At 60.0% G+C, this 15,313-nt stretch carries 14 protein-coding genes; 8 read left to right on the top strand and 6 right to left on the bottom strand.

Annotation, left to right across the window (positions count from 1 at the left end; all coding sequences use genetic code 11):
• Nucleotides 1–89 precede the first annotated feature (89 nt).
• Together ACMTA2_RS27070 and ACMTA2_RS27065 are read left to right on the top strand one after the other, a co-directional pair.
• Entirely contained in the window at nt 90–1,577 is a 1,488-nt protein-coding gene (locus tag ACMTA2_RS27070) for an NAD-dependent succinate-semialdehyde dehydrogenase (protein WP_413792536.1), read from the top strand.
• Nucleotides 1,574–2,959, top strand: coding sequence for an aspartate aminotransferase family protein (locus ACMTA2_RS27065; protein WP_413792535.1), 1,386 nt, complete (start codon nt 1,574–1,576; stop codon nt 2,957–2,959). The genes ACMTA2_RS27070 and ACMTA2_RS27065 overlap by 4 nt, the downstream gene beginning before the upstream one ends.
• A gap of 168 nt (nt 2,960–3,127) precedes the next feature.
• Here ACMTA2_RS27065 and ACMTA2_RS27060 read toward each other — a convergent pair whose 3' ends face one another.
• Nucleotides 3,128–3,565 carry a Z-ring associated ZapG family protein gene (locus ACMTA2_RS27060; protein WP_003205372.1) on the bottom strand — a complete coding sequence of 146 codons (438 nt, stop codon included), beginning with the start codon at nt 3,563–3,565 and terminating at the stop codon, nt 3,128–3,130.
• Nucleotides 3,566–3,713: 148 nt separating this feature from the next.
• Here ACMTA2_RS27060 and ACMTA2_RS27055 point away from each other — a divergent pair, with 148 nt between their 5' ends.
• The 3 genes from ACMTA2_RS27055 to zapE all read left to right on the top strand — a co-directional run bounded on the left by ACMTA2_RS27055 (nt 3,714) and on the right by zapE (nt 6,920).
• Entirely contained in the window at nt 3,714–4,343 is a 630-nt protein-coding gene (locus tag ACMTA2_RS27055; RefSeq protein ID WP_413795730.1) for an alpha/beta hydrolase, read from the top strand.
• Nucleotides 4,344–4,367: 24 nt separating this feature from the next.
• Nucleotides 4,368–5,723 (top strand): tryptophan--tRNA ligase, encoded by a 1,356-nt coding sequence (locus tag ACMTA2_RS27050; protein ID WP_413792534.1) that lies wholly within the window; start codon nt 4,368–4,370, stop codon nt 5,721–5,723.
• 102 nt (nt 5,724–5,825) lie between these two features.
• Nucleotides 5,826–6,920, top strand: a complete 1,095-nt coding sequence (gene zapE / locus ACMTA2_RS27045) for a cell division protein ZapE (protein WP_413792533.1) — start codon at nt 5,826–5,828, stop codon at nt 6,918–6,920.
• 65 nt (nt 6,921–6,985) lie between these two features.
• Here zapE and ACMTA2_RS27040 read toward each other — a convergent pair whose 3' ends face one another.
• The 4 genes from ACMTA2_RS27040 to ACMTA2_RS27025 form a co-directional block, all read right to left on the bottom strand.
• Entirely contained in the window at nt 6,986–7,978 is a 993-nt protein-coding gene (locus tag ACMTA2_RS27040) for an asparaginase (RefSeq protein ID WP_413792532.1), read from the bottom strand.
• Between the two features lie 73 nt (nt 7,979–8,051).
• Nucleotides 8,052–9,257, bottom strand: coding sequence for a hypothetical protein (locus ACMTA2_RS27035; protein ID WP_413792531.1), 1,206 nt, complete (start codon nt 9,255–9,257; stop codon nt 8,052–8,054).
• A gap of 16 nt (nt 9,258–9,273) precedes the next feature.
• Nucleotides 9,274–10,161: a nitrilase family protein gene (locus ACMTA2_RS27030; RefSeq protein WP_413792530.1), complete on the bottom strand. Its 888-nt coding sequence runs from the start codon at nt 10,159–10,161 to the stop codon at nt 9,274–9,276.
• Between the two features lie 408 nt (nt 10,162–10,569).
• Nucleotides 10,570–11,466 carry a GlxA family transcriptional regulator gene (locus tag ACMTA2_RS27025; RefSeq protein WP_413795729.1) on the bottom strand — a complete coding sequence of 299 codons (897 nt, stop codon included), beginning with the start codon at nt 11,464–11,466 and terminating at the stop codon, nt 10,570–10,572.
• A gap of 244 nt (nt 11,467–11,710) precedes the next feature.
• On the opposite strand from ACMTA2_RS27025, the gene ACMTA2_RS27020 reads away from it, so the two are divergent.
• Nucleotides 11,711–12,847, top strand: coding sequence for an acyl-CoA dehydrogenase family protein (locus ACMTA2_RS27020; RefSeq protein WP_413792529.1), 1,137 nt, complete (start codon nt 11,711–11,713; stop codon nt 12,845–12,847).
• 129 nt (nt 12,848–12,976) lie between these two features.
• Here ACMTA2_RS27020 and ACMTA2_RS27015 read toward each other — a convergent pair whose 3' ends face one another.
• Entirely contained in the window at nt 12,977–14,017 is a 1,041-nt protein-coding gene (locus ACMTA2_RS27015) for an NADP(H)-dependent aldo-keto reductase (RefSeq protein WP_413792528.1), read from the bottom strand.
• Nucleotides 14,018–14,262: 245 nt separating this feature from the next.
• Here ACMTA2_RS27015 and rplM point away from each other — a divergent pair, with 245 nt between their 5' ends.
• Together rplM and rpsI are read left to right on the top strand one after the other, a co-directional pair.
• Nucleotides 14,263–14,691: a 50S ribosomal protein L13 gene (rplM, locus tag ACMTA2_RS27010; RefSeq protein ID WP_003205365.1), complete on the top strand. Its 429-nt coding sequence runs from the start codon at nt 14,263–14,265 to the stop codon at nt 14,689–14,691.
• Between the two features lie 14 nt (nt 14,692–14,705).
• The gene (gene rpsI / locus ACMTA2_RS27005) at nt 14,706–15,098 is read left to right on the top strand and encodes a 30S ribosomal protein S9 (RefSeq protein WP_003228056.1); all 393 of its coding nucleotides are present in this window, start codon (nt 14,706–14,708) and stop codon (nt 15,096–15,098) included.
• The last annotated feature ends 215 nt before the right edge of the window (nt 15,099–15,313 follow it).

Here is a 15,313-nt window from a genome sequence, read left to right as displayed (position 1 = left end):
AAACCAAGGTCTCACCCCACGCAAACGCCCGAAAACCCGAGCGTCGCTGCCCTAGCATGGATTCACGCACACGCTCTGGAGTGAACGTCATGCCTTACCAACATCCGCTGCTGTTCAAAGCGCTCTGCTACATCGACGGCCATTGGGTCCACAGCGACAGCGGCCACAGTGTGGCTGTCCACAACCCGGCCACCCGCACCGTCATCGGCCATGTGCCGATGCTCGATCAACCACAGATCGTCGCGGCGGTGGACGCGGCGCATCGCGCATTCCCGGTGTGGCGCGAGCAGAGCCTGGAAACTCGCGGCGCGATCCTGCGGCGCTGGGCGGCGTTGATCATTGACCACAGCGAAGACCTGGCGCGCATTCTCAGCCTGGAGCAGGGCAAGCCGCTGGCCGAGTCCCGTGGCGAAATTGCCTATGCCGCCAGTTTCATCCCATGGTTCGCCGAGGAGGCCCGGCGCCTGTACGGCCAGAACATCCCCAGCCATATCCCCAATGCACACCTGGGCACCCTCAAGGAGCCGGTGGGCGTCTGCGCGCTGCTCACACCGTGGAATTTTCCTTCGGCGATGATCACCCGCAAGGCCGCCGCGGCCCTGGCCGCCGGATGCACGGTGGTGATCAAGCCCGCCCACGAAACACCGTATTCAGCGTTGGCCCTGGCGCAACTGGCCGAGGAAGCCGGTTTTCCCGCCGGGGTCTTCAACGTGGTCTTGGGTGAGCCGCAAATGGCCATGGAAACCCTGGTCAAGGACCGTCGCGTACGCTCGGTGAGTTTCACCGGCTCGACCCGGGTCGGCAAACTCGTACTGCAAGCAGCGGCCCATGACGTTAAGAAAGTCGCCCTGGAGCTGGGGGGCAACGCGCCCTTCATTGTCTGCGCCGATGCCGACCTGGCCTTGGCGGTGAAGGTCGCCGTGGAGGCGAAATTCCAGACCTCGGGCCAGGATTGCTGCGCGGCCAACCGAATCATGGTGCAGCGCCCGGTGTACCAGGCATTTCTCAGTCGCTTCGCCGCCGCGGTGCGCGCCTTGCGTGTCGGGCCGGCCATGGTCGATCAACAGGAGCAGGACGTGGAGGTCGGGCCGCTGATGCACCAGGCGGCGCTCGATGGCACCGCCGACCGTGTTGCCGATGCGTTGGCCCTAGGCGCCCAGCGCCTGGTGGGCGGCGAGGCCCATGCCTTGGGCGGGTTGTTCTACCAACCGACCGTGCTGGCCGATGTCACGCCGCAGATGCGGATCTACCGTGAAGAAAACTTCGCGCCCATTGCCGGAGTGATGCCGTTCGACACCCTGGACGAAGCCATCGCAATGGCCAACGACACCGAGTACGGGTTGGCGGCCTATATTTGCTCCAACCGCCTGGATGTCATTTATCCGCTGATCCGCCGCCTCGACCACGCCATGGTGGCGGTCAACGGCGTCAAGTTCACCGGCCACCCGATCCCCTTCGGTGGCATGAAAGCCTCGGGCCTCGGTCGCGAGGGTGGCAGCGAGGGCTTCGAGCCCTTTGTCGAAACCAAATATTTTTGCCTGCACCATCAAGGCCAGTTCCCAGGAGAGCCCGCATGAGCCAAGAACTCAACACGCTGTTCGAACAAGACCGTGCGCATTTCATGCACCCCTCGACCCATGCCCACGACCACGCCAGCGGCGCGCTCAAGGGCCGGATCATCAAGAGTGCGTCAGGCGTTCGCATTCGCGACCATGAAGGCCGAGCGTTCATCGACGCCTTCGCCGGCCTCTATTGCGTGAACATCGGCTACGGGCGCACCGAGGTGGCCGACGCCATCTACAAGCAGGCCAAGGAGCTGGCCTACTACCACACCTATGTCGGTCATTCGAGCGAAGCGATCATCGAGCTGTCCAGCCGCATCATGGACTGGGCGCCGGAAGGGATGAAGAAGGTCTATTACGGGCTGTCCGGCTCCGATGCCAACGAGACCCAGGTCAAGTTGGTGCGCTACTACAACAACGTACTGGGCCGGCCGCTGAAGAAAAAAATCATCTCCCGGGACCGTGGTTACCATGGCTCGGGCATCATGACCGGCAGCCTGACGGGACTGGCGACCTTCCACCAGCATTTCGATCTGCCGGTGGAAGGGGTCAAGCACACCGTGTGTCCTCACTGGTACCGCAAGGCTCCGACGGGCATGGACGAGGCAGCGTTCGTGCGTTACTGCGCCGACGAGCTGGAAAAAATGATCCTCGCCGAAGGTCCGGACACCGTGGCGGCGTTCATTGGCGAGCCGTTGATGGGCACCGGGGGCATCATCGTTCCCCCCGCCGGTTATTGGGATGCGATCCAGGCCGTGCTGAAGAAATACGACGTGCTGCTGATTGCCGATGAAGTGGTCTGCGCGTTCGGCCGCCTGGGCTCGAAGATGGGCAGCCAGCGCTACGGCATGAAGCCGGACCTGATCACCACCGCCAAAGGCCTGACCAGTGCCTATGCACCGTTGTCGGCGGTGATCATTGGGGAAAAGGTCTGGAGCGTGATTGAAAAGGCCTCCCAGGCCGAAGGTGCCATGGGCCATGGCTGGACCTATTCCGGGCACCCGATCTGCGCGGCGGCGGCGTTGGCCAACCTCGACATCCTCGAGCGGGAAGACCTCACGGCCAATGCCGAAGACGTGGGCGGCTACCTCAATCGTCGCCTGCGCGAAACCCTCGAAGGTCATCCGCTGGTGGGCGAGGTACGCGGCGACGGCATGCTGGCGGCGGTGGAGTTCATGGCCGACCGTGAACAGCGTACGGCGTTCGATCCGGCACTCAAGGTCGGCCCGAAGGTCTCGGCCGCCTGCCTGGAGCGGGGCATGATCGCCCGCGCCATGCCCCACGGCGACATCCTGGGCTTCGCTCCGCCCCTGATCCTGACCCGCGAAGATGCGGACCTGATCGTCGACATCACCAAAGGTGCAATCGATCAGGTGGCGGGTGAGGTGTTGGCTTAAGTCCACTTTAAATGCGGGAGCGAGCTTGCTCGCGATGACGGTGTGTCTGAGACGGTGATGTTGCCTCATCGCGAGCAAGCTCGCTCCCACAGGGGGGATTTTCTTGAGTCAATAAAAAAAGCCCGCCCGATCAGGTGATCGGGCGGGCTTTTGGGTGTCGCTTGGAAATTACTTCTTCAAACCGTAATGCTCATCGAGCATGCCGGGCGAATTCGGGGCCTTGGGGGCGTAGTCCCGCGGCGGTTCCTGGATCCCTTTTGGCGGGGTCAGGCGTTCCCGTGGCGTCTGTGCCGCATCGGCTTGCAGGGCGGCCAGCAGGCGCTGGCGAGTCTGCTCGTCCAGGGCCAGGCGATTGGCACCCTCGGACAAATGATCCTGGACATCCTGGTAGCTCTGGGTGAGTTTTTTCACCAGAGAAGCGGTGCTGTTGAAGTGGGTGACCACCTCATTCTGGTAACTGTCGAAACGTTCCTGAATGTCGTCCAGCTGACGTTGCGTGCTGTTAGGCACCGCGTTGGGCAGCAGTCGGGCAAGCAGGAATCCAATGGCGACACCGGCAACCAGGGCAAGAGTCGGCAACAGCCAAACTAAGAGCGAGTGTTCCACGAGTCCTTCCTCTATAAACGGCTTTGCTTTACGTTAACGGCTCGGACCTGCGCTGTATACCGCGAAGAACATCGCAATCATGCCAGGCACAGACTTTTAGCTAGACGAGTCGACCCCATTCGGGGTCACGGAGTTCTTTCCCTTGCTTATGCGCGAAACCCCTGTAGTCATCGATGGCCCCGTGGGCCAACTGGAAGCCTTGTACCTGGACAACGAGGCCCCCCGTGGCCTGGCGTTGATCTGCCACCCGAACCCGGTGCAGGGCGGGACCATGCTCAACAAGGTGGTCTCGACCCTGCAACGCACTGCCCGTGATGCTGGCCTGGTTACGTTGCGTTTCAATTATCGTGGCGTGGGCGCCAGTGCCGGCACTCATGACATGGGCACCGGCGAAGTGGACGACGCCCAGGCGGTTGCCCAATGGCTGCGTGAAAAATACCCTCGATTGCCCCTGACCCTGTTCGGTTTTTCATTTGGTGGATTTGTCGCCGCCAGCCTGGGCGGACGCCTGGAAGCCCAGGGGCAACCGGTCAAGCACCTGTTCATGGTGGCCCCGGCGGTGATGCGCCTGGACGAGCAGTCGCCCTTGCCGACCGGTGGTGAGTTGACCGTGATCCAGCCGGAAACCGACGAAGTGGTCGATCCGCAGCGGGTTTACGAATGGTCCGACACGCTTCAGCGCCCCCATGAGCTGCTGAAAGTGGCAGAATGCGGACACTTTTTCCATGGCAAGCTGACCGATCTCAAGGATCTGATCCTGCCGCGCCTCTCGAATTGACAGCAGTCTGACAAGCGATAACCCATGACGACGCGTACCCGTATCCTGACCGGCATCACCACCACCGGCACCCCGCACCTGGGCAACTATGCCGGCGCCATCCGTCCGGCCATTCTCGCCAGCCGCGACAGCAACGCCGATTCGTTCTATTTCCTGGCCGACTACCACGCTCTGATCAAGTGCGATGACCCGCTGCGTATCCAGCGTTCGCGCCTGGAGATCGCCGCCACCTGGCTGGCTGGCGGCCTGGATGTGGACCGTGTGACGTTCTATCGCCAGTCCGACATTCCCGAGATCCCGGAACTGACCTGGCTGCTGACCTGTGTCGCCGCCAAGGGCCTGCTCAACCGTGCCCACGCCTACAAGGCGTCGGTGGACAAGAATGTCGAGGCCGGCGAAGACCCGGACGCTGGCATCACCATGGGGCTGTACAGCTACCCGGTGTTGATGGCCGCCGACATCCTGATGTTCAACGCCCACAAGGTGCCGGTCGGTCGCGACCAGATCCAGCACGTGGAAATGGCCCGCGACATCGGCCAGCGTTTCAACCACCTGTTCGGCCAGGGCAAGGAGTTCTTCACCATGCCCGAGGCGCTGATCGAAGAAAGCGTGGCCACGCTGCCGGGCCTCGATGGCCGCAAGATGTCCAAGAGCTACGACAACACCATCCCGTTGTTCAGCAGCGCCAAGGACATGAAGGACGCGATCTCGCGGATCGTCACCGACTCCCGCGCCCCGGGCGAAGCCAAGGATCCGGACAATTCCCACTTGTTCACCCTGTTCCAGGCCTTCGCCACCGTCGAACAATCCGCCCAGTTCCGCAGCGAACTGCTGGAGGGCCTGGGTTGGGGCGAAGCCAAGAACCGCCTGTTCCAGTTGCTCGACAGCGAGCTGGGTGAAGCGCGCGAGCGTTATCACCAGTTCATCGAGCGTCCGTCGGACCTTGAAGACATCCTGCAACTGGGTGCGAAAAAAGCCCGGGCCGTGGCAACGCCGTTCCTCAACGAACTGCGCGAGGCCGTTGGCCTGCGGTCCTTCGTCAGCCAGGTCCAGGTGGCAACCCAGACCAAAAAGAAAGCGACCAAGGCGGCACGTTTCGTCAGCTTCCGCGAGGATGACGGCAGTTTCCGCTTCCGCCTGCTTTCTGCCGATGGCGAGCAACTGTTGCTTTCGAACAATTTTGCCGACGGCAAGACCGCAGGGCAGGTGACCAAGCAATTGCAGTCCGGCCAGCCCTTGGACGTACGCAGCGACGAGCTGGGTTTCAGTGTCTGGCTCGAAGGCGAGTGTGTGGCGAACAGCCCGGTCTTCGCCGACAGCGCCGCTCGGGATACGGCCATCGATGCGTTGCGCGTTGCCCTGACGCCTGCCCAGGACTGATTCCGGCACGTCATCCGACCATCGGCCCGAATAAGGGCCGATTGCCATTCCTCTGGGCCATCGCTACAGTGACGGCCCGTTTTTGTTGCCTTGCTAACGAATATGACGCCCCTAGAACGATATCAAGCTGATCTGAAACGCCCGGAGTTCTTCCACGACGCAGCCCAGGAAACGGCGGTGCGGCATTTGCAGCGCCTGTACGATGACCTGATCGCTGCGTCGAACAACAAGCCGGGCTTGCTGGGCAAGCTGTTCGGCAAAAAAGAACAGGCGCCGGTCAAGGGCCTGTACTTCTGGGGCGGCGTTGGCCGTGGCAAGACTTACCTGGTGGACACCTTCTTCGAAGCGCTGCCCTTCAAGGAAAAGACTCGGACGCACTTCCACCGCTTCATGAAGCGTGTGCACGAGGAAATGAAGACCCTGGGTGGCGAGAAGAACCCGCTGACCATCATCGCCAAGCGTTTTGCCGACGAGACCCGGGTGATCTGCTTCGATGAGTTCTTCGTGTCCGACATTACCGACGCCATGATCCTGGGCACCTTGATGGAAGAGCTGTTCAAGAATGGCGTGACCCTGGTCGCCACTTCGAACATCGTGCCGGACGGCCTTTACAAGGACGGGCTGCAGCGGGCGCGTTTCCTGCCAGCCATCGCGCTGATCAAGGAACACACGGAAATCGTCAACGTCGACAGCGGCGTCGACTACCGCCTGCGCCATCTCGAGCAAGCCGAGCTGTTCCATTTCCCCCTGGACGCTGCCGCCGAAGAGAGCCTGCGCAAGAGCTTCCGCGCCCTGACGCCGGAATGCACCCAGGCCGTGGAAAATGATATATTGGTCATCGAAAATCGCGAAATCCGCGCCGTGCGTACGTGCGATGACGTGGCCTGGTTCGACTTCCGCGAACTGTGCGACGGTCCGCGCAGCCAGAACGACTACATCGAACTGGGCAAGATCTTCCACGCCGTGCTGCTGAGCAATGTCGAGCAGATGAGCGTTACCACCGACGACATCGCCCGTCGCTTCATCAACATGGTCGACGAGTTCTACGACCGTAACGTGAAGCTGATCATCTCGGCTGAAGTCGAACTCAAGGACCTCTACACCGGCGGTCGCTTGACCTTCGAATTCCAGCGGACCTTGAGTCGTTTGCTGGAGATGCAGTCCCACGAGTTCCTGTCGCGGGCGCACAAGCCTTAGACCGGTTCGAAAAAATAAAAGGGGCCTGCAGTTGCAGGCCCTTTTTTGTTTATCCGCCGAAACCCTTACACCTCTCCAGCAACATTCCCCAGATAAAGCGCCAGATCCTCCTGTCGATTGCAGCCCACCAACAGCCATAGAAGAATCCTGGCTTTACGCGGGCAAATGAACCCAGCCATCAAAGCTCCCCGGCGAATGAGGTCCATCTCGCTTCCCTTGAATCCGTAGGTCGACCGGGCCGTAGAACCGCTGCCACAGCGTGTGGCAATAACGACGGGAATTCTCTTTGCAATGGCTTCGATAGTGTCAGTCCAGGACTCGCAGACATGTCCGGCACCGAAAGCAGCGATCACCAGGCCGTCGTAGCCAAGCTTGAGAATGTTTTCCAGCAACAGGCTGTCGGCGGACAACGACGCCTCGAGCAGGGCGATGGTATGAGAGGTCTGCTGCGGCAGGGGAAGGATGTTACGGCGTGTTGGCGGGCGAAGATAATGAGTCGAACCTTCTAGCAGATGACCCGTGGGGCCAATGACCGGTGAAGAGAAAGCGTGCAGTGCCAGCGAATCAGTCTTGCGCACGGCGTGTGCTGAGTGAATCTGCCCGTTCATGACCACCTGAACGCCACGCCGCCGGCTGTCCTGCGCCAGAGCCACACGGCAGGCGTCCAGCAGGTTTGCCGGCCCGTCGGCGCCAACCTGCGTGGCCGAGCGCATGGCACCGGTGAGCACCAGCGGTTCGTCGTGGGCCCATAGATGATCGAGCAGCGTGGCGGTTTCTTCGAGAGTGTCCGTTCCCTGGGTAATGACCACGCCTGCGGCGCCGTACTGGATCTGCAAGTTGGCCCAGGAAAGGACGCTGAGCAAGGACTCGAAATTCAATGACGCGCTGGGCAGCAGCCCCAATGTTTCGACGGTGACCTGTGCCATCGACTTCAGCTCCGGCACCGAGGCCAGCAGGGTTTCACCGCTGATGCTCGGGATCACCCCTTCACCAGCGATTTTGACCTGCATGCTCACGGTGCCGCCCAGGGAAGCGACGGCCAGTTTGGGTAGGTCCATGGTTACCTCGTTCGCGAGTAGTGGGCGTGGGCTGTACCCGGTTGGACGTGGGTACAACCTTCAAGCCAAGCGTTTAATCGATCAGGAAATGTCCAATGAGCGAAATGATGAGCAGGGTACTGATTGCCATGGACAGAACATTGGCGACAAAAGGATGGATATCGTCCGGCAGCCGGCTAGCGATGGCGCAGGCCAAGGGCGGCGCTATCAAAGCACCGAGCAACGCGCTGACAGCGATGACCTGCCAACCACCACCGTAGGTCAGGATCGCAGCCGGTACGACAGATACCAGCGGGATATAGGTGGGGTACCAGCCTCGTTGTATCCATTGTTTGCGCCAGATCAACACCCCGAAGGCGGAGGCCAATGCTTGCGCCGCGATCAATTGAAGCAGCAAACCTGAACCATACGCCGGACTCATTGGGTTCAAGGCGTAAGCCAGCAAGGCGCCCAGGATCAGGCCGAGACTTGCCCACTCGTTGCCCTGGAAGGGGGCTTCCGAAAAGTCCGCCAGCACCCGCCGCAGACTCCAGACCACTCCGTAATCATGGGTCATGACGGGAGGCGGTAGAGGCGCAGGGTGTTTTTCAGCTGTCTCGGATTTCACCAGGCCTGGCAAGTGTCGACAGAGGAGGAAGGCAATAACGCTGGCCACGGCCATGCCTGAGACATTGCCGATCACCGCAGGTAATCCCAGCGGATTACAGACGTAGTTGACAATCAGCAGGCACGACGGGGTAACGAGCAAGGCTCCCATGATCGCGCCGTTGATCGTGACCTTCCATCCGGCGCCAAACATCAGCACCATTGCCGCAGGCAGAGAAACAAAGGCCGCAAAGGTGGGTTGCCATTGGTCGGCCGACACCGTCCAGCCCCACATCAGGTTACTCAGCAAGAGCCCGAGCAACGAACTGGTGACCACCCAAGGCCATAAGCCGCTGCCATAGCAAATGGTGAAGCCTTGCCAGGCTTTCCCCCTTTGGCTGGCCCGATACGCCAGGTAGCCGCCGGCCAACAGCCCTATGGAGGCAAATTCATGTTTGTAGAAGGCCACCTCACTCATGTCCCCCAGCACCCAGCGTAGCCAGGCTCCTGGATGAGGAAGGCTCGACACCATGTGGCTATAGTCGGGCCAAAGGGCGGTCCAGGATGGGTGGTGGGTGTCTGAGAGCCCGTAAATGAGCACTCCCGTGCCAAGCAGTAGCAAAACGATTGTAATGTCCAGGGCAAACACGGCGGTCGGCCGGTGCTGCGGGAATTTTTCGTTTGTGGTTTCCATGGGTTCTGCTCCCCTATCAACGTGGCAGACAAGGGTGCTGGGTGTAGCCAAGCATCGGACCGTAGAGATCGGTGCGGCGATCGCGATGCAGATCATTCAGGCTGTTCCATATGGGCGCGCTGCGAGCACTGGTCAGGTCGATGTCGGCATACAACACTTCCTCTTCATCCGCACATGCCACCTTGCCAATCGGCCAGCCGTTGGTGCCCGCGATCAACGAACAGCCCAGATAACGAGCGCCACGCTCTTCTCCGATTCTGCTTGCTGCGGCGATGAAGACGTTGTTGACGTGGGCGGCGGTGATCGTCAGGTAGGAGGCCATACATTTGCCGGCCTCATCGAACAGTGGTGGAGGCGTCCAGACCCAGTTGTTCAGACTGCAGATGATGTCCGCGCCTTGCTGGCTGAGGATTCGTGGCACTTCGGGGAACCAGATATCCCAGCAAATCAGCATGCCGATGCGGCCTATGGGGGTGTCGAAGACCGGAAAACCCAGGTTCCCTGGGGTGAACCACAGTTTTTCGAGGTTCCATAAGTGGGCCTTGCGATAGCGGCCAATGAAGCCGTCCGGCCCCAACAGCACGCCCGTGTTGTAAAGCTGCACACCGTCGCGTTCCGTCAAGCCTGCCACCAGGTAGATCCTGTGCTGGCGGGCAAAGTCCATCCATAACCGCACACTTGGCCCATCGGGAACGGGCTCGGCATGTTCGAACGCATCCTGGCGGCTCTTGAAAAAATAACCCGTACTGGACAGCTCGGGCATAACGATGAGGTTCGCCCCGCCGTTCACCGCCTCAAGCGCCAATTGAAGGCCTCGACGTAGATTGTCTTCGCGGTTCTCCAGGCCGACTTGCGGATCGAATTGCACCACTGCTACACGAACAGGACTCGTTGGCTCGCTCATTCCGTAAACCTCTTGTTTATTGTTTTTAGCGCTGTTTAAGGCGCATTCATAAGAGGTCAAACGGAGGCAGGCTGTAAGTCAGCTGTTTCTGCTTAGGCTGTAGGGCATCTCCTAAGCTTGTTCGGGTGGGCTGTGCTTCCAGTTGAAGTGGACGCGTATTTTCTGGTTGGGCAGCTTTTCTAGCTGGATCACGGGCGTGTGATCCGTTGTTTTTTTCAGGCAGTGCTCGTGAAAAGTTCGCGGCATCATCGGTTTAATGAGCGGCAGACATTCGCTCAATGCAACTGCCGTCACTATGCCAATGGAGTACGCGACTCTTCAGTGCGACATCCCCTACCCGCGGAAGTCCCCGAGGTGATCTGGCGAGCAAGCTCGCCCCCTCCCATCGAGGAGGCTTCACCCGCCGATTCACGCCGCCTGCTGAAACTGCTGCCGATACTGGTTCGGCGACAGGTCGGTATGTTGCCGGAACAGCCGGGCGAAAAAGCTCGCGTCGTCGTAGCCAACTTCATAGCTGATGGTCTTGATGCTCTTGCGGCTGCCAGAGAGCAGGCCCTTGGCGGTTTCGATGCGCAGCCGTTGCAGGTAATGCAGCGGTTTATCGCCGGTGGCGGTCTGGAAGCGGCGCATGAAATTGCGGATGCTCATGCCATGCTCCCGGGCAACATCCTCGAAGCGGAATTTGTCGGCGAAGTGCTCTTCGAGCCATTGCTGGATTTGCAGGATGATCACGTCCTGGTGCAGCTTCTGCCCGCCGAAGCCGATCCGCCCTGGCGAATAGTTGCGTTGCACTTCGTACAGGATGTCCCGCGCCACGGCCTGGGCCACATTGGCGCCGCAGAAGCGTTCGATGAGGTAAATGTAGAGGTCACAGGCCGAGGTCGTGCCGCCGGCGCAGAACAGGTTGTCGGCGTCGGTCAGGTGTTTGTCCTGGTTCAGGTGCACCTGGGGGAAGCGTTCCTTGAAGGCATTGAAGAAGCGCCAGTAGGTGGTGGCTTCCTTGCCGTCGAGCAGCCCGGCCTCGGCCAGCCAGAACACCCCGGTGGCTTCGCCACAGAGCACTGCGCCACGGGCGTGTTGTTCGCGCAGCCAGGGCAGGACCTGGGGGTAGCGTTGGCAGAGGGTGGCGAAATCATCCCAGAAGGCCGGCAGGATGATGACATCGGTGTTTTCCAGGCCACCGTCCACCGGCATGATCACATCGCTGAAGCTGTTCACCGGTTTGCCATCGGGGCTGACCAGTCGGGTTTCAAACGCCGGCGTCAGGCCGTGGCCCAGTTGCTTGCCATAGCGCAGGCTGGCCAGGTGGAAAAAATCCTTGGCTTGCATGAGGGTGGAGGCGAAGACCCGGTCGATGGCCAGGATGCTGACGCGCCGCAAGGGCGTGGAGACGTGCATAGACATAATTTATCTTTATTTTTATAGGGGAAAGTGGTCATCAGACGGCTGGATCGTCTTATTTTTTGTCGGATGTGTCCAGTGTCCTGTCGTACATCGCAGGCTTAGGCTCTGTCGGATAACCACGTCCAACAATAACCAAAGGTGCGCCATGATCCCAAGAACATTGTTCAGTCCCGAGCACGAATTGTTTCGCGACAGCGTACGAACCTTCCTCGAAAAAGAAGCCGTGCCGTACCACAGTCAGTGGGAAAAACAGGGACATGTCGATCGCCAGCTCTGGAACAAGGCAGGGGAGGCGGGCATGTTGTGCTCGCATCTCCCGGAAGCCTACGGGGGGCTGGACGCAGACTTTCTCTACAGCACGGTGGTGATCGAGGAGATCGGCCGCCTGGGGCTGACGGGGATCGGGTTCTCGCTGCATTCCGACATTGTCGCGCCGTACATCCTGCATTACGGCAGTGAAGCGCTAAAACACAAGTACCTGCCGAAACTGATATCCGGCGAAATGGTCACCGCCATTGCCATGACCGAACCGGGCGCCGGTTCCGACCTGCAGGGGGTCAAGACCACGGCGGTGCTCGACGGTGATGAGTACGTCATCAACGGTTCCAAGACGTTCATCACCAATGGTTTCCTGGCGGACCTGGTGATCGTGGTCGCCAAGACCGATCCCAAGGCCGGCGCCAAGGGCACCAGCCTGTTTCTGGTGGAGGCGGGCACGCCGGGCTTCGAAAAGGGCAAGCGCCTGGAGAAGGTCGGAATGAAGGCCCAGGACACGTCGGAATTGTTCTTCCAGGATGTTCGCGTACCGAAGGAAAACCTGCTCGGACAGGCCGGAATGGGCTTTGCCTATTTGATGCAAGAGCTGCCCCAGGAGCGCCTGACCGTTGCCATTGGCGGCCTGGCTTCGGCCGAAGCGGCGCTTCAATGGACCCTGGACTATACCCGTGAGCGCAAGGCGTTCGGCAAAACCATCGCTGACTTCCAGAACACCCGTTTCAAGCTCGCGGAAATGGCCACCGAAATCCAGATTGGCCGGGTCTTCGTCGACCGCTGCCTGGAATTGCACCTGCAAGGCAAGCTGGACGTGCCGACGGCGGCGATGGCCAAGTACTGGGGCACTGACCTGCAATGCAAGGTGCTCGACGAGTGCGTGCAATTGCATGGCGGCTACGGCTTCATGTGGGAATACCCGATTGCCCGGGCGTGGGCAGATGCGCGGGTGCAGCGGATCTATGCCGGGACCAATGAGATCATGAAGGAGATCATTGCGCGGTCGCTTTGATGCAGTGGTGGGCTTGGGTCCGCTATCGCGAGCAAGCTCGCTCCCACAGGGGAGTCGAGTTTGATCGCTATTTTGTGATCAGCATCGAACCCATGTGGGAGCGAGCTTGCTCGCGATGAGGCCTATGGATCAAGGCGCCGGGTTCGGCTGATCCTTGTGAATCGCCTCGATCCCCGCCAACACGTCGTCCGACAGCTTCAGGTCGAAGCTGGCGATGTTGCTGTCCAGTTGCTCCAGCGTGGTGGCGCCGATGATGTTGCTGGTCACGAACGGCTGTTGGGTGACGAACGCCAGGGCCATCTGCGCCGGGTCCAGGCCATGTTCGCGGGCCAGGGCCACATAACGGCTGCAGGCCGCTTCCGATTGCGGGTTGAAGTAACGCATGAAGCGGCTGTACAGCGTCAGGCGGCCCTTGGCGGGACGTGCGCCGTTTTCGTATTTGCCCGACAGGAGGCCGAACGCCAGTGGCGAATAAGCCAGCAAGCCGCATTGCTCGCGAATGGCGATTTCCGACAGGCCGATCTCGAAGCTGCGGTTGAGCAGGTTGTACGGGTTCTGGATCGAAACTGCCCGCGGCCAGCCACGGGCCTCGGCCAGGGCGAGGAACTTCATGGTGCCCCACGGCGTTTCGTTGGACAGGCCGATATGGCGGATCTTGCCGGCGCGGACCTGTTCGTCCAGGGCTTCGAGGGTTTCCTCCAGGGGGGTGAAGGTTTCGTCGGCCTTGTGCTGGTAGCCCAGTTGGCCAAAGAAATTGGTGCTGCGTTCCGGCCAGTGCAGTTGGTAAAGGTCGATCCAGTCGGTCTGCAGGCGCTTGAGGCTGGCGTCCACGGCTTCGACGATGTGGCGGCGGTTGTGCTTGAGGTGCTGGTCGCGGATGTAGTCGATGGTGTTGCCGGGGCCGGCGATCTTGCTCGCCAGGATCCAGTCTGCACGGTCGCCGCGGCTCTTGAAGTAATTACCGATGTAGCGCTCGGTGGTGGCGTAGGTCTCGGCCTTGGGGGGCACCGGGTACATCTCGGCGGTGTCGATGAAGTTGATGCCGGCACCCTTGGCGCGTTCGATCTGGGCGAAGGCCTCGGCCTCGCTGTTCTGCTCACCCCAGGTCATGGTTCCGAGGCACAGGGCACTCACGTTCAGATCGGTACGGCCTAGCGGGCGATAGTCCATCGGGAACTCCTTGGGCAAAACAATCATAAAAGCAGGTTGAAATATTTTTCGCAATCTGCATAATTGCGCACCTCTTTCTGCAGTGGAAGTGATGCGCCGCCGCCGAAGAATCTTGCCGTTGAACGGACGCGCCGACCCGAGCCCCCGAAAGCGTCTGTATCCGGCTGCCTTTGACTTGTCAAAGTACGCACTATTCAGTAAGATCCGCCGTCTAATTTACAGGGCGGCCCCTGAGGCTATAAAGAATGAAAACTTTTACTGCTAAACCGGAAACAGTAAAGCGCGACTGGTTTGTCGTCGACGCTGCTGGTCAGACCCTGGGTCGTCTGGCCACCGAAATCGCGAGCCGTCTGCGTGGCAAGCACAAGCCTGAGTACACCCCTCACGTTGACACCGGTGACTACATCGTCGTGATCAACGCTGAGCAAGTACGTGTTACTGGCGCTAAAACCACTGACAAAATGTACTACTCCCACTCCGGTTTTCCTGGCGGCATCAAGTCGATCAACTTTGAAAAGCTGATCGCCAAAGCCCCTGAGCGCGTGATCGAGACCGCGGTTAAAGGCATGCTGCCTAAGAACCCACTGGGTCGCGACATGTATCGTAAGCTGAAGGTTTATGCGGGCGCTGCTCACCCTCATACTGCTCAGCAGCCCCAAGAACTGAAGTTTTAACGGAATAGTTCATTATGTCGGCGACTCAAAATTACGGCACTGGCCGTCGCAAGACTGCAACCGCACGCGTTTTCCTGCGTCCGGGCACTGGTAACATCTCCATCAACAACCGCTCCCTGGATAACTTCTTCGGCCGCGAAACTGCCCGCATGGTAGTTCGTCAGCCGCTGGAACTGACCGAGACCGTCGAAAAATTCGACATCTACGTCACTGTTATCGGTGGTGGTGTAAGTGGTCAGGCTGGCGCAATCCGCCACGGCATCACTCGCGCCCTGATGGATTACGACGAGACTCTGCGCAGTGCTCTGCGCAAAGCCGGCTTCGTGACTCGCGATGCTCGTGAAGTAGAACGTAAGAAAGTCGGTCTGCGTAAAGCGCGTAAGCGTCCGCAGTACTCGAAGCGTTAATTTCGCTTCCGCTTTCAAAAGGCGCCCAGTTCCTCACGGAGCTGGGCGTTTTTTTTATGGGCAAAAGAATTGCTCTGTGACAACTTGCCACATTCGTAGAGCCCCTATACTACAAGGCTTGGCGGTTTGGCCGCATGGTAATTACCTTGTCAGAATTGGGGCTTTTCATTACCATTCGGCAAAATTTTTATAAGTTCAGATTTTTACTTAGTAGA

Origin of the sequence: Pseudomonas medicaginis, assembly GCF_965119365.1 — a bacterium.
In the GTDB taxonomy this organism is placed as follows: domain Bacteria; phylum Pseudomonadota; class Gammaproteobacteria; order Pseudomonadales; family Pseudomonadaceae; genus Aquipseudomonas.
This window is presented reverse-complemented; position numbering and strand designations above follow the sequence as displayed.